17 protein-coding genes are annotated in these 17,613 nt (G+C 42.9%); 7 read left to right on the forward strand and 10 right to left on the reverse strand.

What is annotated here, in order from left to right:
- Positions 1-73: 73 nt before the first annotated feature.
- From B0182_RS10865 to B0182_RS10880, 4 genes are all read right to left on the reverse strand, one after another.
- Positions 74-307, reverse strand: a complete 234-nt coding sequence (locus B0182_RS10865) for an ANR family transcriptional regulator (protein WP_078274957.1) — start codon at positions 305-307, stop codon at positions 74-76.
- A gap of 10 nt (positions 308-317) precedes the next feature.
- Positions 318-947 carry a DUF3164 family protein gene (locus B0182_RS10870; protein ID WP_078274958.1) on the reverse strand — a complete coding sequence of 210 codons (630 nt, stop codon included), beginning with the start codon at positions 945-947 and terminating at the stop codon, positions 318-320.
- 67 nt (positions 948-1,014) lie between these two features.
- A complete protein-coding gene (locus B0182_RS10875; protein ID WP_078274959.1) occupies positions 1,015-1,503 on the reverse strand; it encodes a DNA-binding protein in 489 nt (162 codons plus the stop codon).
- 14 nt (positions 1,504-1,517) lie between these two features.
- Positions 1,518-1,727 carry a helix-turn-helix domain-containing protein gene (locus B0182_RS10880; protein ID WP_078274960.1) on the reverse strand — a complete coding sequence of 70 codons (210 nt, stop codon included), beginning with the start codon at positions 1,725-1,727 and terminating at the stop codon, positions 1,518-1,520.
- Between the two features lie 164 nt (positions 1,728-1,891).
- On the opposite strand from B0182_RS10880, the gene B0182_RS10885 reads away from it, so the two are divergent.
- From B0182_RS10885 to B0182_RS10895, 3 genes are all read left to right on the forward strand, one after another.
- A complete protein-coding gene (locus B0182_RS10885; protein ID WP_078274961.1) occupies positions 1,892-2,191 on the forward strand; it encodes a helix-turn-helix domain-containing protein in 300 nt (99 codons plus the stop codon).
- A gap of 194 nt (positions 2,192-2,385) precedes the next feature.
- On the forward strand, positions 2,386-2,673 hold the full coding sequence (locus B0182_RS10890; protein ID WP_078274962.1) for an ORF6C domain-containing protein: 288 nt from the start codon (positions 2,386-2,388) through the stop codon (positions 2,671-2,673).
- Positions 2,674-2,700: 27 nt separating this feature from the next.
- Positions 2,701-3,090, forward strand: coding sequence for a S24 family peptidase (locus B0182_RS10895; protein ID WP_244893689.1), 390 nt, complete (start codon positions 2,701-2,703; stop codon positions 3,088-3,090).
- A 314-nt stretch (positions 3,091-3,404) separates the two neighbouring features.
- Here B0182_RS10895 and B0182_RS10900 read toward each other — a convergent pair whose 3' ends face one another.
- The 5 genes from B0182_RS10900 to B0182_RS10920 form a co-directional block, all read right to left on the reverse strand.
- Positions 3,405-4,514 carry a metallophosphoesterase gene (locus B0182_RS10900; RefSeq protein ID WP_078274964.1) on the reverse strand — a complete coding sequence of 370 codons (1,110 nt, stop codon included), beginning with the start codon at positions 4,512-4,514 and terminating at the stop codon, positions 3,405-3,407.
- Positions 4,511-5,479 carry a YheT family hydrolase gene (locus tag B0182_RS10905; RefSeq protein WP_078274965.1) on the reverse strand — a complete coding sequence of 323 codons (969 nt, stop codon included), beginning with the start codon at positions 5,477-5,479 and terminating at the stop codon, positions 4,511-4,513. Before B0182_RS10905 ends, B0182_RS10900 begins: the two co-directional genes overlap by 4 nt.
- Positions 5,480-5,580: 101 nt before the next feature.
- Positions 5,581-10,371: a RecQ family ATP-dependent DNA helicase gene (locus B0182_RS10910; protein ID WP_078274966.1), complete on the reverse strand. Its 4,791-nt coding sequence runs from the start codon at positions 10,369-10,371 to the stop codon at positions 5,581-5,583.
- Between the two features lie 85 nt (positions 10,372-10,456).
- Positions 10,457-11,104: a J domain-containing protein gene (locus tag B0182_RS10915; protein WP_078274967.1), complete on the reverse strand. Its 648-nt coding sequence runs from the start codon at positions 11,102-11,104 to the stop codon at positions 10,457-10,459.
- On the reverse strand, positions 11,101-13,032 hold the full coding sequence (locus tag B0182_RS10920; RefSeq protein WP_078274968.1) for an ABC-F family ATP-binding cassette domain-containing protein: 1,932 nt from the start codon (positions 13,030-13,032) through the stop codon (positions 11,101-11,103). Before B0182_RS10920 ends, B0182_RS10915 begins: the two co-directional genes overlap by 4 nt.
- 114 nt (positions 13,033-13,146) lie before the next feature.
- Here B0182_RS10920 and erpA point away from each other — a divergent pair, with 114 nt between their 5' ends.
- The gene (erpA, locus tag B0182_RS10925) at positions 13,147-13,479 is read left to right on the forward strand and encodes an iron-sulfur cluster insertion protein ErpA (protein WP_062500809.1); all 333 of its coding nucleotides are present in this window, start codon (positions 13,147-13,149) and stop codon (positions 13,477-13,479) included.
- Positions 13,480-13,553: 74 nt separating this feature from the next.
- Here erpA and B0182_RS10930 read toward each other — a convergent pair whose 3' ends face one another.
- Positions 13,554-14,303 carry a DUF2939 domain-containing protein gene (locus tag B0182_RS10930; RefSeq protein WP_078274969.1) on the reverse strand — a complete coding sequence of 250 codons (750 nt, stop codon included), beginning with the start codon at positions 14,301-14,303 and terminating at the stop codon, positions 13,554-13,556.
- Between the two features lie 89 nt (positions 14,304-14,392).
- Here B0182_RS10930 and dnaJ point away from each other — a divergent pair, with 89 nt between their 5' ends.
- From dnaJ to B0182_RS10945, 3 genes are all read left to right on the forward strand, one after another.
- Complete coding sequence (dnaJ, locus tag B0182_RS10935; protein WP_078274970.1) at positions 14,393-15,583, forward strand: molecular chaperone DnaJ; 1,191 nt, start codon at positions 14,393-14,395, stop codon at positions 15,581-15,583.
- A 254-nt stretch (positions 15,584-15,837) separates the two neighbouring features.
- Positions 15,838-16,632 carry a 4-hydroxy-tetrahydrodipicolinate reductase gene (gene dapB, locus B0182_RS10940; RefSeq protein WP_078274971.1) on the forward strand — a complete coding sequence of 265 codons (795 nt, stop codon included), beginning with the start codon at positions 15,838-15,840 and terminating at the stop codon, positions 16,630-16,632.
- Between the two features lie 120 nt (positions 16,633-16,752).
- Positions 16,753-17,490 (forward strand): hypothetical protein, encoded by a 738-nt coding sequence (locus tag B0182_RS10945; protein ID WP_078274972.1) that lies wholly within the window; start codon positions 16,753-16,755, stop codon positions 17,488-17,490.
- The last annotated feature ends 123 nt before the right edge of the window (positions 17,491-17,613 follow it).

Raw genomic sequence — 17,613 nt, forward strand, 5'->3', positions numbered from 1 at the left:
TTATAAAAAAGCGTTTAAATCGACTTTTACCCCGATTTAAACGCCTGATGTTAATGGTTTTAGCCTTAGAGCCTTAGAGTCTTAACTCTGGGCGTTTGTAGCCATTTTTGATGGCCGATTCACAAAAGGCTCGGCGAATGCTGGCATAGTGGCGTAGCAGGCTGTCTTTTTTGGACTCTACTATGACCTGCCCCCACAGTCGCTTGGCTTGGGCGTAGTAGCCCAGACGCTCGGCGTGTGCCGCCTGCTCGTTTTTGGGACGGCTTGGGTTATTGATGATGCTTAGGCTATGTGCATTGGGTATCATGGTTAGCTCCTTATACACTGGCAAAATCTAGGGTGATTTGTTGGTATTTGCCGTCATTGTCTCGCTCATAGACACGGATATACTCCTTGGATGATACAACTTGGATGGCGTCCGAGATGGCATCCATCGCTTGTAGCCATTTCTCATCATTGATGTCAAGACTGCGTAGCGACAGCACTCGGCGGGTGTTAATCTTGCCCTCTTTGTCCACGTCAAAGGCATTATTGATGATGGCTTTGATTTTGTCATCTGAGCCTTGTGTCCACTCATTTAAGCACTCATCGATGAGAGATTTGGCGACTTGCAGACGCTCATCAAAGACGATGTTGTCTTGGACAGCTATTTGTACTTTGTATCTGCCGTCAAAGCTAAGCAGGCTTACATTGCCCTTTTGTCCACCAATCTTGGTATCATACTCACGGGCAGACAGCTCCACAAAGTCATGAAAATTGCTAAACATGATGTCTTTAACACCTATCATCTGACTTCTTAGCTCTTTGGCACGGCTGATGATGTCTTGGACAACGTCATCACGCAGTTTGTCAATCTCTTTGACAGCCGATAACGGTACATAATGCCCTTTGGCGTTCATCACATAGCCCTCAGGGGCGGTTTGGGTGTTTGGGGTTGGGTTAGTCATAACATTCTCCATGGGTTGATGGGTTGGGGTGGTTAAATAAAACGTATCAAAGCAATGATAAGATGTATCACGTGTAGCACGATAAAGAATAACAGCCAGTTTGCTTGTCTGTCTTGGCGTGCCAGTACGTCGGCAACTCTCCCGCCCGAGACAGCTTGGACACAAGTTTAATCGCACGGGTTCTAGGCAATTGTTGTTCTATTGCATAACGAGTTACCAATAGAGCCATCAATAGCCGACTGTCCGCCGTGGTGCGGTCTTTGTCGGTCAAGTCCGCCACATCTCGCTCTGTTGCAATCAAGGCTTTTTCGCTACCACTGACACGCTGGGTAGGGGCATCGCCTTTAACTTGTGCCATAAGGTGCTTGGTGGTGATTTCATCTTGCACCGCTTTTGGCAGACCATCAAAGGCGTATTCTAAGCCACCGCCACGACCTGTGCGGGGGCGAGAGAGCCAGTTTTCTTTTTTGGCTTTTTTAAATACGCCCATTTTGGTTTTTGGCAACAACTGCAACCCTAAGTCTGCTAATTCTTGTGCTGTATAATAAGCATTCATATTATACCCCAAATTTATTCATTTGAATTAAATTTATCCAAATCCCAAAACCCAAGTTTTTGAGCAATCTCAAACGACCGCCCATAAAGCCCCTTGCGTTCGCCATTTAACACTTTGTAGACTTCGGTTACTGGATAACCATTTGCCAACGCCCAATTTTTGACAGTCATACCTTGCGAGTACAACCTTTGTTTTATTAGGTTTGACTGCTGTTCTCTGGTCATAAAAACTCCCAATTTGCTTGAAAATATGGTATAATTACCCTTTCTTTTAACCTGTTTTTACAAGGATATTTCCTTGTATGCGTGCATTATATTTTATTCAAATGAATAAATCAATATTTTTTTATTCATTTGAATAAATATTTTTAAAAATCTAGGAAAATCAAATGTTTGGCGAACGCCTAAAATCCGAAAGAAAACGACTTGGGCTAACCCAAGAGACATTTGGCGAGTTGTGTGGTGTCAAATTGTTGGCACAGTCCAATTACGAAAGTGGTAAACGCAGTCCAGATGCTGACTACCTACAAAAAGCCCACCAAGCAGGCGTAGATGTTGGATATTTGGTAACGGGGCAACAGACAGCACTCACCCAATTAGATGAAAATGAGAGACAGTTAATAGAAAAATTGCGACAGTTGCCCGATGAGCAAAAAAGTGCGGTAATGAGATTTTTATTAAATAATTGAAAGATAAACCGTAAAATTTTTACTCTTAAATGGTTTTTGTGAGTTTACGGTTTAAAATTAAGAAAATTCAATAAATCCAAAAAAATTATATTGTAAATCAACAATATACATAAACCGTAAACCAAATTTTTAATTTTCTAAAAAGTTTACGGTTACAGAACACAAACTGTAAACTAGCAAATAAGGAAATCGTTATGATTAACCACAAACCAACACTTCTAGAAGACCCCACAGAAGAGCCAATTTTTCTTTTTTCTTACGAGGTGGAGAGATACAGAAAAGAATGCTTGTCGCAAGAACAAAAAGACACACTAGAAAAACTTGTTAATGAAGTGCATTTGAACAATCCCCAAAAAACGATTATGGATATTTGGTTGGCGTTGGTTGAGCATTGTGGTGTTTCCAATTACCACAGCATAAAGAAAGACAACTACGATGAAGTATTGTCATTTTTGCAAGGTATGATACCAAACACACAATGAGCTTTTATTTTAAAGGGGTTATTGCCAGTGCAGGGGGGCGGTAAGTTTAGCGATGGCGTGATAGGCACAGATGAGTTTTTGGCATTTCGCCAAGACTGGATTAACCGCACAAGCCTTACAGCAAGCCAGCTTGTCGCCATTAACACAGACGGCGACAGTATGTTCCCCACAATACCAGAAAACGCTACTGTCTTAATTGACAAATCAAAAAACACCGCCAAAGACGGTCGTATCTATGTGATACGCATCGGCGAGCAGTTGTATGTCAAACGCACCCAGTGGCTACCAACAGGGCTACGACTCATCAGTGACAACACCATTTACGACCCCATAGACCTATCAAAAGCCGACCTAGACAGCTCCGACATTGAAATCTATGGGCAAGTCATCCACATCAGCTACGACTTACCCCACTAGCTACCACTCACGCATAAAAAAGCGACCACTACTTGGTATGGTCGCTTGATTTTTAGGCTGGATGATGGGCGTTTAAACACTATTTAAACGCCCATCAAAATTTTATCATTTATGCAGGTTTTTTCATCATTTTTCTATCACTTTCCATCAATTTTAATCATTTTGTTTTCTGCATATTCTTGACCGCCCAACCGCCCACAGCTTAGATGTATCAATGGCTCGGGCTTGGTCTGCTCTCTGGTCTGGTCTATGCAGGTTTAATCAGTCCCCCATACATCAAAAAAAGGGCGTCATGCCCTTTTTGTTTTAAACTCTCACTTGCCACGCATGTCAATTATCCATACTTCTGCTTGTGAGCCCAAGCGCAACGGCACGCCCCAAAAGCCATAGCCTGATGAGACCACCACATGCGTGCCGTTGATTTTTTCGTGTCCGTATGCCACACGGTTGATGGCTTTGACGATAAAATTGGCAGGGAAAACTTGTCCGTTGTGGGTATGCCCTGATACTTGTAGGTCTATGGGTAGCTGTACATTTTGGACAATCTCGCTTGGTCTGTGGTCAAGCAATATCACAGGATAGCGAGTATCCACGCCACGCATGAGCTCGTGCGTGGGCAGACGGTCGGCGTAATGGTCATCATATCGCCCGATAATCGTCATTGGCACGTCATTGATAATAAACATCTGAGCGGTGTCATCAAGCAGTATCGCTCCGCTATCACGCACCGCCTGTACGATGGCATGGCGTTCTTTGGCGTTATACAGGTCGTGATTGCCAAGGCTTGCGATGAGATTGCCATTGACTGATTTGACCAAATTGTCAAAAGCGGTGTGCATTTTTTCGCCATGATAAACGTGCGTGTCATCATCCATAATGTCGCCCGGCATGAGCAGTACGTCTGCTTTTTCACGTTTTAAAATGTCTGCCAAACGTTTAAGCTGGCGACTGCCGACCAAAGAACCCAAATGGGTGTCGCTTGCCACAGCGACCCTGACAGGATTCATCGGTTTGTCAATCTGTATGGATAGATGTCGCACCACAGGCGTGTAGGCGTTATAAACGGACAAGCCAACCAATCCAATAAAGCTTGCCACGCCAAAGGTACGCACCATCACCCCATCTACCCCGCCCATGATAGTACCAAAAGATGAGATGTGTTTTATGGCAATCACAAGCAGTGTGGTCATGATGATACTTAGCACACCAAGCCACAGCACCGCCATATAACTCATACCAAAGCGGAACATGCCCACAAACAGCGTAACCAAAAACAAATGCGTGATGACAAACATACCCACAAACACCGCCGTTTTGGCATTGGGTAGATAAGGTTTGATAAGCCAAAATATACCCTTTGCTCCGATGTAAGTAAACAGCTCAATGAGTAAAATCGTTGTGGCTAAAAAGAAAAGTCGTCTCATTGTCCCACCCCAAAAAACCCCATCACCTGCCGACCGATAAAGCCCGTATCAAACGAGCGAGTGCGATAATCATAATCCAAAAACCCAATATGCCCACCATATCTGGTGTCCAATAGACGCACATCATCAGACACGTCCGAGCGTTCGGCAGTTACGCCCAAAAATGGGTCGTCTTGGGCTGTGATGATGAGCGTGGGTTTGTTGATGTGGATAAGAAAAGGCAAAGCAGACGACTGACGATAGTAGTCGTTTTTGGAGCGAAAGCCATGACGGGGAGCGGTAAAAACATTGTCAAAATCACCCAAGCGTTTGGCGGATTTAAGGATATTCATCTCATCGGTGGTGAGATGGTTGTCTAGGGCTTTTTTAATGATGGGGTTTAGCAGGTATGGCGTGTAAATGTGTCGCCCTAAAAGTCGCTCCATAGCCACTGAACTGCTTGCCAAGTCCACAGGAGCGGATACCACCACCGCACGCTGACAAATCACGTCTGTGCCATATTCGCCCATGTATTTGGCAAGGGCATTGCCCCCAAGAGACACGCCAACGGCATAGATGTGGGCAAATTCGTTTTGTAAATGTGTCAAATTATGATGAATCTCGCCAGTATCCCCTGCGTTATAAAATACCTTGCCTGAGACCGCCACACCGCCACACGAGCGAAAATGAGCGACCACAAAATGACAATTTGCCCCGTGTACTGCAAAAGCGAGCGACTTGGCATAATGGCTTTGGCTTGACCCTTCCATGCCATGAAATAGCACGATGAGTGGTTTTTGGTATTTGCCGTCCACCTTGACATCGTCAGTCAGTAGGTAATCAAACGCCACATCGCTTTCATTCAAAGAATCTTTGATGAGCTTGCGTGTATAATTGGGCGTGTATTTGACGATGTAGCGGGGCAAAATGGTTTGTAGGTGGGGATTTTTAAGCCAAATGGGTGGGTGAAAGGTGGTTGTCATCATATTAATAATGGCTGATTAATAAAGTAGCTATTTTAGTACAAATGTAATAATTTTTCAATGTAAAATAAATTAAAGATTTGTATAAAATTAATTGCTTAATATCAATAACTTTGTAAATAAATAATTGGTAAAATAATACGATATTCTTTTTGGGTATTTTTATCATACCATAAAACAATAAAATTTATTTCACTGCCAATAACATAATAGCCTTTCTTTAAATATTTACCTAGCTTGGGAATAAACTTCGATTTAGAAAAAGCAAACAATTGTTTTTGGTCATAAAATACACCAGTATCATTTGCAAATAAGGCATCACCAGCATTCAAGCAATTTTTAATCAGTTCTTGTTTTTCTTTAAAATGACCCAAATTTACATCTTCATGGGTTAAATATAGTGCTAACTGTTTTACTTCTTTCTTGGTATGCGTATAATTTGCCATATCAATATTTTGGCATAACTCAAATAGCCCTTTTTGATTGCTTAAAATACTTAAATGCTGTTTGGCACGAGAAAACGCAACATATAGCACCCTTTTTTCATCGTCTGTTTGGTATTTAGGATTGTCCAAATATACAAAAACACTGTCGTATTCTCGTCCTTTGGCTTTGTGAATGGTAGAAACAAAAATACCGCCCGTTTCTACGTGATAAAAGTTTTCCAATCTTGATTCTTCTATAAAAATACGCCAATCTGACACATATTTTTGATTGGGATTTGCCAATTCAAAAGCATTGATTAAATTGTTTAGTAAAAATAGATTTTTACTGTTTTTGCAACGCTCGTTATTGGTTTTTTCTTTGGCGGATTGCCAAGTGGTATCATCAATTAAAGATTGATGTTCTGCAATCTTTAAATAATGGTCAAATACCCGTACTTCTAATAAATCTTTTACCTTAAATCCGTCATTGGACTGCACCAATTTACACGGTAAATTGTGCTGTCTTAATTGTCCTGCAATATAAATCGCTTCTTCATTGGTTTGGGTTAATATGCCAATACTGCCACCCAGCAAGATTTTTTGCTTTACCTGTTCTATTAAATAAGGCATAACATCGCCAGAATAATGTACGCCTTTTACTTTTTCTTGTGCATTATTAACAGCAATGATTTCTTCACTTTTTAAACGATTATGAATATTTTTAGCAAAATGATTGCAAAAATCCACAATGTGCTTTTGACTTCTATAATTATGCGTTAGATAATGGCGTGTCGCCCCCATATCGCACAACCGCCCCATATAATCAGGACTTGCCCCCATAAAAGTATAAATGGTTTGGTCATCATCACCCACCGCAATCACTCGCATTTCTTCATTTTTTGCCATCAAAGTTTGAATTAACTCAAATTGGGTTTTATTCATATCTTGGGCTTCATCAATGACCAACACTAACTTGGCAATACGACTTTCTTCTACTTCGCCCTTGTTAATTTTATCAATCGCTTGTTTAATGATTTTATCGGCGTCTTTCAAATCACCAACCCGTCCCAATAAATCAAAACAATAAGAATGAAAAGTCTTTATTTCAATAAATCGTCCTGCATTACCTAAAAGCTCCACCAAACGCGATTTAAATTCTATGGCGGCGGCACGAGAAAAGGTGAGCATTAATAATTGCTCGTGTTTAATGTCTTCCATTTGATAAAGACTTGCCAATTTATGCACCAGCACCCTTGTTTTGCCACTGCCTGCGGTTGCAAATACCACCATATGCTGACTTTGATTGTCATTAATAATAGCTAATTGCTCGCTTGATAGATTACCAAACCACTCATTAAAGCGTTGTTCGGTCATATTTTTATTTAAAACATCGCTGTTTTTAAAATAGGTTTTTAAAAACTTTTGATACTCTTGGCTAAAATAATCATTGACAAGTTGTAGGGCGGATTCTTGATTTTCGGTCATTAAATTGGCATATTTACCGACAATATGAATTTGCTCACGGCGAGTTTTATAATAATGATAGAGTTTTTTATAATCGTCTTTGGTGTATTGTTTTCTATTATCCATTTCTAGGCGTGTTAAATGTAGCCGTTGATACATCACCAAAAATCCACCGTCAATTTTAATTAATCCCATTCTGGAAATATAAAATAAAGCGTCTTCTAACTCATCAAAGCTAATTTTGGATTTTTGACCATTATAAAAAGCCGATTGTAATTCTCCCAATGAAAAATCAACGGGCAAAGTCTCATTACTTTTATCGCTTTTTTCTTTATTTTGTGCTTGTGCCAGTTGATATAAATAACCTGCAAGCCAAATGGCTTTTTCTTTTTTATTTTGCATAAAAGCCAAAATATCATCATAAGAATGATTTAGCTCATAATTGATTTCTTGATAAGACTCTTCGGCTCGTTTTATCCAGTTTTTTATTTTCCAAAAAGTAAGTAAAGATTTAATGGTTTTTGGACTGATTTTATCATGATGATATTGATTGGCAAATTTATGGTTGAGTGCTTTTAGGCTTGTGCATAATACCCCTTCGCCCAGTTGAAATTGTTCCAATAATAAAAGCTCAATGCCATACAATTCATTAATTTTATTAACAATCGGATAACTTCGGCTATTTTTAGGAATATAGGCTTGTAAATCTTGTTGGTCGGCTAAGATTTCTTCTTTTCTCATTAAAGTAATGAGTTTGACGACTTTTTCGGTTTGTAATCCCAAAACATCAGCAATATAGTCCACTCGGGATTCTGCTTGTTCATCGGTTAATTGCCTTTGACTTCTTTGTGAAAAGAGTTTTTTGATAATACGAATGGCGGTTTGTTTATCATCAAAAGCAATTAAAGTAGAATTGTTGATTTTTTCAATGGCGGTTTGGGTATTGGGCGACAAAATACTATTGGCAAAAACCTTTGGCATATTTTGCCCACGCTTAACATAACCAGATTCTTCTAGGGCATTAATCGCGGTAGTAACACGAGTTTCTATGTCATTAATTTCATCATTCCATCCTGCTTGGCGGGCGATTTCTAGGGCGGAAATGGACATTGCTTTATTTTTGGCAAACTTTTCTTTTAAGGCACGCCATATTTGCCCGATTTCTTTTTGTGATATTTTGGTTTGATTTAATAAAATAAAATGCTTATCCAAATCATCATTGGAAAATAACACATAGCATTTGGCTTGTATATTTTCATCTCGTCCTGCACGTCCTGCTTCTTGCACATAATTTTCCAAAGAATCGGATATTTCAAAATGCACCACCAAGCCCACATCTTTTTTGTCTACGCCCATTCCAAACGCAGAAGTTGCCACCATTATTTGCGTTTCGCCCGTGATAAAGCTATTTTGATTAAATATCTTTAATTCGCTGTCCATTTTGCCGTGATAGGGCAAGGCATTAAATCCGTCTTGGGATAATTGCGTGGCAATCTCTGCAGTTTTTTTGGTACGAGAAACATAAATAATCGTTGGACAGTCATAAATTTGAATCAGTTCTCGCAGTGTTTGGTATTTTTGTTCTTCATTATTTTGGGGAATGACTTGATATTGCAAATTTTTTCTTTCAACACTTGCCGAAAATAATTTTAATTCCAAATCCAATTGTTCTTTAAAATAATGTTTGATATCAAGAATGACTTGTGGTTTTGCAGTGGCGGTAAAACAAGACACAGGAATATTGAGCCCAACCATTTTTTGGCTTTGAATGCGGTTAATAAATTCGCCAATGTACAAATAATCCACCCGAAAATCTTGCCCCCACGCCGAAAAACAGTGAGCTTCGTCAATGACAAAACGAGCAACCGTACGACTGGCAATTAAATTTTCAATGGTGCGAGAACGCAAACTTTCAGGCGAAATGTATAATAAACTTGCCGTGCCGTCTTTAATACGAGTAATGGCTTTTTGGCGTTCTATGGGGTCAAGCAGTCCATTAATGGTAACTGCTTCGGTAATACCACGACTTTCTAAATTGTCCACTTGGTCTTTCATTAAAGATTGCAAGGGCGAAATAATAACCGTCAAGCCTTTTTTATTTTCTCCAGCCATTAATGCAGGAATTTGAAAAGTAATGGACTTTCCGCCCCCTGTGGGAAATACCGCTAATAAAGACTCACCATTAATGGCAGACTGTACTGCCTGTGCTTGTAATGGCTTATCATCATAACTTCTAAAATCATCATAACCAAAATATTTACCCAGTGCTTTTTTGGCATTTAATTTCTCATCACAATAAACACAGGATTTATGACACGGTGTGGCACGAAGTTCATTAAAAATATACTCAATTTCTGGGTGTTTATATAACACCCAGCTTGGGTTAATAGAATGGCGTTCATCACACTCAATGAGTGCCAAAACATGACACAGTCCAATCGGATATTTTTGAATAAACTCATTTAAGATGGAATGCTCGCAAATTTTATGTTGAAAGTGATTTTTAATGAGCGTAACGATTGATGAGCACTCTTGATTAAAATTAACAATTTTAAAAAATGGTGCAAACCCTGCTTTTTCTTTTAATAACTGATAAAAGATGATTTTTAAATTTTCTGATAATTGATGAAAAGCGATGATTTCTTGTTCTAACAGCTCTCTTATAATCATACAATCATTTAGAGGATTGTTGGAGTTTTCAAAATCGGTTTTATAGTCTTTATTTAGGGCGTGATACGGTCTTTTTGGAAATAATAAGGCGGACAAATAGAGCGTATCAATAATGTCTGTGGGATTTTTATTAATGCTTTGCAAATCCGATTGAATATAAGTATAATCGTGATTTAAAAAATTATGCCCACAGATAAAATCTGCGTCTTTTATTTGGTTGATAATCTCACTAATTTTGGCAGTATGTAGATTTTTATCGGCAAAAACCGCCCCAATGTCCATAATCTTTTTGGTATGGGTGTCAATTTCTAGGTCAAGGTAGGCAATGTAAGGCATGGGGTTTGGGTGCTGATGAATTTGGTTTAGTTTATAAAATTTTTGGGTAAAAATCCAGTCGTTAGCACTTTTCTATCCATGTATGTTAATTGGCAATCCGTATCACAAACCACACCCCCACACCCCCAATCGTGAGCTTGATTTGTGAGCCGTCTGTTAGACCTTGCGGGAGTGTGGTGCGAACGGTGCGACCTTGATGGGTAAAGGTGATTTGTCCGCCCTGCTGACTAAGCTCCCTACTGATGACGAGCGTGGGGAAGGTGTTTTTTGGGGGTTTGCTCGCTTCTTTGGCAGTTTGGGCGATGATGGTTTGGGCTTTGGCAAGTAGGGCTTTGGCATTTTTAAAAATGCCCTTATCCGCTTGCCAATCTCTTTGTAATTCGTGGATACGCTTTTCGGCAAAGTTGGCAAATCTTTGGGCGTTTGTTTCAAATTTTTGCAAATTTGCCATAACAGTGGGCGATTTTTGGATTTCTTGGTTGATTTTTTGGGTCAATTTGCCTACCGCACTAAAATAGACGGCGTGATACACGTCATATTCGGCACGTTTTTTGGGGTCTTTTAGGGTGGCGTAGGCTTCGTTTATTAGTACGATTTGTCCGCCTTCGCCTGCACGGTCGGGGTGGTGGCGTTTGGCAAGCTGACGGTAGGCGTGCTTGATGTCGTCCGTGCTGGCGGATTTTGGCACGCCTAAAATGGCATAATAATCGTGTTTGGGGGGCTGTTTTTTCACGACAAAGCATTCTCCAACGTTTCAAGTTCGTCCATTTTTAACAGTAAATTCTCTTCGATGTCCGCCACTTGTTTTTGCCATTCGCTTTGTTTGGCAAGTAGATTTAGCAATTTATCCTTATTGTCATCATCGTACAGACTTTGGTCGGATAAGGCGTGTTCAATCTCGCCAAGCTCGCTGGTGAGTTTATCTAGCTCTTTTTCGAGTTTTTCAATCTCTTTACGAAGTGGGGCGGTTTTTTGGCGGTTTTCGGCATTTTTTTTGCGGATTTCTTCTTTGGATAGGGCAGGTTTGTCGCTGACGGCCGTGGTGGTGTTGGCTTTGGTCTCTTTATTTTCTGCCTTGTTTTGGGCAAGTTTGGCAAGGCGAGCCTGTCTTAAATGCTCAGCATAGTCCGCCATGTCGCCTGTAAATTCGTCCGCTCGTCCGTCCGCCACCAGCATGAGATTGTCGCAGACGTTCATCACCAAATCCCTATCGTGCGAGACTAGGATTAACGCCCCCTCAAAGTTTTGTAGGGCGAGCATGAGAGCGTTACGCATGGATAGGTCAAGGTGGTTGGTCGGCTCGTCCAGCACCAGCACGTTGGGGCGTTGCCAGACGATAAGGGCGAGGGTTAGCCGTGCTTTTTCGCCCCCAGAAAACAGACGGCAAGGTGTGTCAATCTTATCGCCACGAAAATTAAAACTGCCCAAAAACGCCCGCAAATCCGCGTCCGATGTCGTGCCAGCCAGTCGCCTAAGCAAAATGAGCGGGGTGGCAGATTCGTCCAATGCGTCCATTTGGTGCTGATTAAAATAGCCAAGCATGAGATTATCAGACGCTCGGTGCGTGCCTGAAAGTAGCGGTAAATCGCCCACAAGTGCCTTAATCAGTGTACTTTTGCCTGCCCCATTTGCCCCAAGCACGCCAAGCCGTGTGTCGGGCGTGATTTGCAAATTGACCCTATTTATCAAGGGCTTATCATAGCCGATAGACGCATTATCTAGGCTGATGAGCGGTGATGATAAGGCGGTAGGTGGATAAAACGCAAAACTAAACTCACTGTCCGCCATGACGGGAGTGATGTCGGTCATGTTGGCAAGCTGTTTGACACGGCTTTGGGCTTGTTTGGCTTTGGTGGCTTTTGCCCCAAAACGGCGAATGAAGTTTTCAAGGTGAGCCTTAATCGCTTCTTGGCGTTCAAAGGTTTGTTGTTGCTGGGCTAAGCGTTCGGCTCGGGTGCGGATAAATTGGGCATAGTTGCCAGTGTAGAGCGTGATGCTCTCTTGCTCAATGTGGGCGATGTGCGTACAAATGGTATCCATAAAGGCTTGGTCGTGGCTGATAACGATGATGAGACCGTCAAATTTACCAAGCCAATCTTCGAGCCACAAAATCGCATCTAAGTCTAAATGGTTGGTCGGCTCGTCAAGCAGTAGCACGTCTGCTCGGTGCATGAGCGTGCGAGCTAGGTTTAATCGCATACGCCAACCGCCCGAAAACTCACGCACCATACGGGTATGTTCATGCTCGCCAAATCCTAGCCCTGACAAAATCTGACTTGCCTTAGACGGCGTGCGATAGCCGTCTATCTCATCAAACCTTTGGTAAATGGGGGCGATGTCATGCTCGGATAAGGCGGATTGGTTTTGGATTTTGTCGTTAAGACGATACCATTCATCATCGCCTGATAATACATAGTCTAGGGCGGTCTGCTCGCTGGCGTGGACTTCTTGTGCCATGTGGGCGATTTGCCAGTTTTTTGGCATGGACACACTGCCCGCGTCCGTGCCATGCTCGCCTAAGAGTGTGGCGAACAGCGTGGATTTGCCCGTGCCGTTGTTGCCAGTGAGTCCGATAGTTTGACCTTGATGAAGTTGTAGATTGACCCCGCTAAACAGCAGGCGACCGTCTCGGCGGACGGCGACTTGGGAGAGTTCTATCATGGTTTTTTGTGCAAATTATAAAAATTATCCATTATACCTTGTATCGCTAAAATTTGGGCTTATTATGGTATAATCATCCCTAAGAATTGTAAAAATTTTAAAAAGAGAAAAACCATGCAAAATGTCATGACCCTAACCGACAATGCCGCCAAAAAATTACAAAAACTAAAAGATGCCGAAGGCAATCATGAGCTCATGCTTCGGGTCTATGTCACAGGCGGTGGCTGTTCGGGTTTTTCCTACGGCTTTGATTTTGCCGATGAGCTAGACGATGATGATGCCACCTTTGACAATGGCGATGCCACGCTCGTGGTGGACAGTCTTAGCTATCAGTATCTACACGGCTCAACGATTGACTATATCGAAGGGCTTGAAGGTTCTCGCTTTGTCGTGGACAATCCCAACGCCACGACTACCTGTGGCTGTGGCTCGTCTTTTTCGATTTAGTTTGAGGATTCTTGGATTAGTAGCAATCAAACCGTCTTAATGGCGGTTTTGTTTTGCACGTTCAGTCTGACAAATCAAGGCAGTACAATATTAACTATCTGCCAGTCTAGCACTTGATGGCGGTGCATGATGGTGGTATAGGGCTTATCTTTGATGGTGGTATCAACTTCAAAGCAGTTGATACCACAGTACGACAGCTTGGGCTGGGTTGGCTGTCCGATGTTATCGCTTGCCTTGGTAGCGATGGCGGTTTTTTGATTATTGATGGCGATGTTCATGTCGCCTGTGCTGATGTAGTCGGTGAGCAGTCGTTCGGTATCAACATAACCGCCAAATAAGGCAATGCCCACAAGCATGGGTTCAATCTCAGGCTGAACGTCGCCTTGGGCAAGCCGAGTTAGATTCTCAGGGGTAATGCCCTTATCCACGGCAGTATTGATAAAGCTGTGGGCGATGGTATTAAGCTTGGCACCATCTAGCCCAAGCAGTCCGCCAAAGAGTGGCAAACCCTGCACCACGTCGTTAGAGCCGAGCCAGTTATCGGTTTTGGTGATGAGCTGATGTTTTAGGTTTGGGCGTAGTGTCTCAAAGTCTATACTGTTAATAATGGGGGCGTAGTCGCCATTGTCATAAGCGTTTTTTAGGGTGTAGAGCTTATAATAGGGCGAGCCTGCCACGATGACAAGGGCGATGATGACAAGTGCCAAGAGCAGTTTGGTGATTTTCATAAACACATGATGATAATAGGGATGATGTGGGGTATTTTGCCATAAATTTTTGAAAATTGGTAAAAAATCACACCAATCACGCTTGATAAATGGCATAAAAGCACCATAAATAGGCAAGTTTTTATTTTTGCAAATCGTGACCTTTTTGGGTCGCCTAAGTAGCCAAAAGCCAATCAGGACAACACATGAGTAAAGATTTTTATACCATTTTGGGCGTGGACAAGTCGGCAGACGATAAAGAGATTAAAAAAGCCTACCGTCGTCTTGCGATGAAATATCACCCCGACAAAAATCCAGACGACCCAAGTGCCGAAGAAAAGTTTAAAGAAGCGACGATGGCGTATGAAGTGCTTTCGGATGCTCAAAAACGTGCCACTTATGACCGCATGGGACACAGTGCCTTTGAGCAGGGCATGAATAACGGTGGTTTTGGCAATGCTGGCGGATTTAGTGCCGATGACCTAAACGACATCTTTGGCAGTTTCTTTGGCGGTGGGGCTCGTGGTGGTTTTAGTGGCGGTGGCGGTTTTGGCGACATCTTTGGTGATATGTTTGGCAACTCTCGTGGCTCTTCTCGTGCTAGCAAAGGAGCGGATTTGCTCTACCAAATCAATCTCACCCTAGAAGAAGCGGTGGCTGGCTGTAAAAAAGAAATCACATACAGCACGAGCGTTCACTGTGAGACCTGCGATGGTAAAGGGGCAAAGTCTGCCAGCGATGTCGTCAGCTGTCCTACCTGTGGCGGACATGGTCAGGTGCGTGTCCAACAGGGCTTTTTTGTCATGCAGCAAACCTGCCCTGACTGCCGCGGCACTGGCAAAAAAATCAAAAACCCCTGCCACAACTGCCATGGCAAAGGCAAACAGCACAAATCTCAGACCCTAGAAGTCTCCATCCCTGCCGGCGTGGACAATGGCGACCGTGTCCGCCTATCAGGCAAGGGCGAAGCGGGCGACAGTGGCATGCCAAATGGTGACCTATATGTCGAGATTCATGTCAGACCGCACGACATCTTTATCAGAAATGGGGCGGATTTGCACCTTGATATTACTGTCAATATCGCCACCGCCGCACTTGGCGATGAAGTAGAAATCCCCACGTTAGGCGGTGGTCGCCTAAAAATCAAAGTCGCCGAAGGCACCCAAAGTGGCAAGCTCCTGCGTGTGCGTGGCAAGGGTGTAACGACCGTGCGTGGTGGCATGCAGGGCGATTTAATTTGTCGCATTATCGTTGAGACACCCACTAACTTGACAAGCGAACAAAAATCCCTGCTCGAACAATTCGCCAAAACCCTAAATGGCGACAACGGAGTAAGTGCCAAGAAAAAAGGCTTTTTTGATAAAATCAAAGATGAAGTTAAAGACATTTTTGATTAAACCTAACCTTTCAAATAAAACACGGTAAAATTTTACCGTGTTTTTTATTTTTGGTGGTAGCCTAAAAAGTATGCCAAACTAGGTTTTCCGTTCGCTCTGAGCCATGCCTACGGGTCGGAAAACCGTTATGAGCAGGCAATAGTTTTCCCTTGTAGCATGCTTTTTGAGCCAAAATCTTATTTTTTAAATTTACTTTTGGCAAATTTTTGGTTATCATCAAATCATCTTAAACTTTAATCCCAAGGAAAATCATCATGGCACTAAACATCGCAATCATGGGTGCATCAGGTCGCATGGGGCGTATGCTCATCCAGTCCACACTAGACAACCCCAAAGCCAACCTAGCGGGAGCATTTGTCCGTTCTATATCTAGCCTTATCGGCGTGGACGCAGGCGAGTTTGTGGGCGTGGGTAAATGTGGGGTTACACTCTCTACGCTAGATTTGTCAGGGGTGGACGTGCTCATCGATTTTAGTTTGCCCGATGCCTTAGATGAGGTGTTAGAGGCGTGTATCGCCAACAAAGTCGCCCTTGTCATGGGAGTAACAGGGCTTGACGAAGCCCAAGAAGCCAAACTGCATGAGGCAAGCAAACACATCCCTATCGTCTATGCTGGCAACTACTCCACAGGGGTGAATTTGTCGTTAAATCTACTTGCCACCACCGCCAAAGTGCTAGGCATGGACGCAGATGTCGAAATCATCGAACATCATCACAAACATAAGCTAGACGCACCGTCCGGCACGGCTCTCATGATGGCAAATGCGGTGGCAGATGCCCGTGGACAAACGCTCAAAACATCCGCTGTCTATGGCAGACAAGGGCAAGCCAAACGCACCGATGGCGAGATTGGCATTCATGCGGTGCGTGGAGGTGAGATTGTCGGTGAACATACTGTGGAATTTATCATGAATGGCGAGATTGTCGAGATTACCCACAAAACCCAAAGCCGTATGACCTTTGCCAATGGGGCAGTACGAGCTGGCTTGTGGCTCCATAACCAACCTGCACAGCTGTATGACATGCAGGACGTGCTTGGGTTGAAATAAATGGCTTGTCAAATGGTTTGACTGGTAATTTTTGCACACAATAAACCTACAAGCTCCTTTCTAAAAAAGGTTAAAATAGCTAAAAGTTACTTAAAAAGCCATTTTAACCTTTTATTTTTTATGAAAAAACCACTCATCATTTTAAGCTTTCTTGCCACGCTCGCCCACGCCAACACCCAAATGTATGTCATTCACACCTATGGCGGCCCTGCCCTACTTGACATCATCCAAGATGAGCTTGGCAATCGTGGCACGGCACGGCTATATCAAGACAAACTCATCATCAAGGCGACCCCTGCCGACTATGAGCGTATCTCCGCCCTTGTCCGTCAAGTGGATGTTGCCCCCACCCAGCTTAACATCTCGCTTGCCCTAAACAACCAAACCGCCCAAAGCAGTCAAGGCGGTCATGTCAATGTCGGCATCTCTCGGCAGGTGTGGATAAACGGGCAATATCACAACACCCAAAGCCAAAGCACCACAAATCAGCACTACACCGTACAAACCCTGTCAGGCTCGCCTGTGTCTATCACTCAAAGCACGCTCATCGGGCTTGTAGGTGGGCAAGCTCATCAGCGATATGGCAGAGTGTGGGTGAATTTTGGTGCGTCTTGGGTGGCGCTCACAGATGGTTTTTCTGCCAAAGCGACCGTCTCACCAAACGGTCAAATCCGCCTAAGTCTACACCAGTCGGCACGCACAGGCACGCTTAGCATCCAAAATCTATCCAATGACATCATGCTACACCGTGGACAATGGACAAAAATCGGCGACATTCGCACCGACAACACCACACGTGGGAGCTATGGCACGAGCCAATATTCACAGACCATGCCGATTTGGGTTAGGGTGGATTGATGGTAAGATATTGTATATGATTATCATTTATTATATTAGGTATGTCTTGAGCCATATTGGGTGTTTGCTTAAATCAATAGTTTTAAAAATTAAAAATAATCTTTTAAAAAAACCATACAGCTA

This window comes from Moraxella bovis (assembly GCF_002014975.1).
GTDB lineage: Bacteria > Pseudomonadota > Gammaproteobacteria > Pseudomonadales > Moraxellaceae > Moraxella > Moraxella bovis.

Bases quoted from the DNA above. Each gene is read 5' to 3' on its own strand.
- B0182_RS10865 (WP_078274957.1), bottom strand. From the start codon at position 307: ATGATACCCAATGCACATAGCCTAAGCATCATCAATAACCCAAGCCGT.
- B0182_RS10870 (WP_078274958.1), bottom strand. From the start codon at position 947: ATGACTAACCCAACCCCAAACACCCAAACCGCCCCTGAGGGCTATGTG.
- B0182_RS10875 (WP_078274959.1), bottom strand. From the start codon at position 1,503: ATGAATGCTTATTATACAGCACAAGAATTAGCAGACTTAGGGTTGCAG.
- B0182_RS10880 (WP_078274960.1), bottom strand. From the start codon at position 1,727: ATGACCAGAGAACAGCAGTCAAACCTAATAAAACAAAGGTTGTACTCG.
- B0182_RS10885 (WP_078274961.1), top strand. From the start codon at position 1,892: ATGTTTGGCGAACGCCTAAAATCCGAAAGAAAACGACTTGGGCTAACC.
- B0182_RS10890 (WP_078274962.1), top strand. From the start codon at position 2,386: ATGATTAACCACAAACCAACACTTCTAGAAGACCCCACAGAAGAGCCA.
- B0182_RS10900 (WP_078274964.1), bottom strand. From the start codon at position 4,514: ATGAGACGACTTTTCTTTTTAGCCACAACGATTTTACTCATTGAGCTG.
- B0182_RS10905 (WP_078274965.1), bottom strand. From the start codon at position 5,479: ATGATGACAACCACCTTTCACCCACCCATTTGGCTTAAAAATCCCCAC.
- B0182_RS10910 (WP_078274966.1), bottom strand. From the start codon at position 10,371: ATGCCTTACATTGCCTACCTTGACCTAGAAATTGACACCCATACCAAA.
- B0182_RS10920 (WP_078274968.1), bottom strand. From the start codon at position 13,032: ATGATAGAACTCTCCCAAGTCGCCGTCCGCCGAGACGGTCGCCTGCTG.
- erpA (WP_062500809.1), top strand. From the start codon at position 13,147: ATGCAAAATGTCATGACCCTAACCGACAATGCCGCCAAAAAATTACAA.
- B0182_RS10930 (WP_078274969.1), bottom strand. From the start codon at position 14,303: ATGCCATTTATCAAGCGTGATTGGTGTGATTTTTTACCAATTTTCAAA.
- dnaJ (WP_078274970.1), top strand. From the start codon at position 14,393: ATGAGTAAAGATTTTTATACCATTTTGGGCGTGGACAAGTCGGCAGAC.
- dapB (WP_078274971.1), top strand. From the start codon at position 15,838: ATGGCACTAAACATCGCAATCATGGGTGCATCAGGTCGCATGGGGCGT.
- B0182_RS10945 (WP_078274972.1), top strand. From the start codon at position 16,753: ATGAAAAAACCACTCATCATTTTAAGCTTTCTTGCCACGCTCGCCCAC.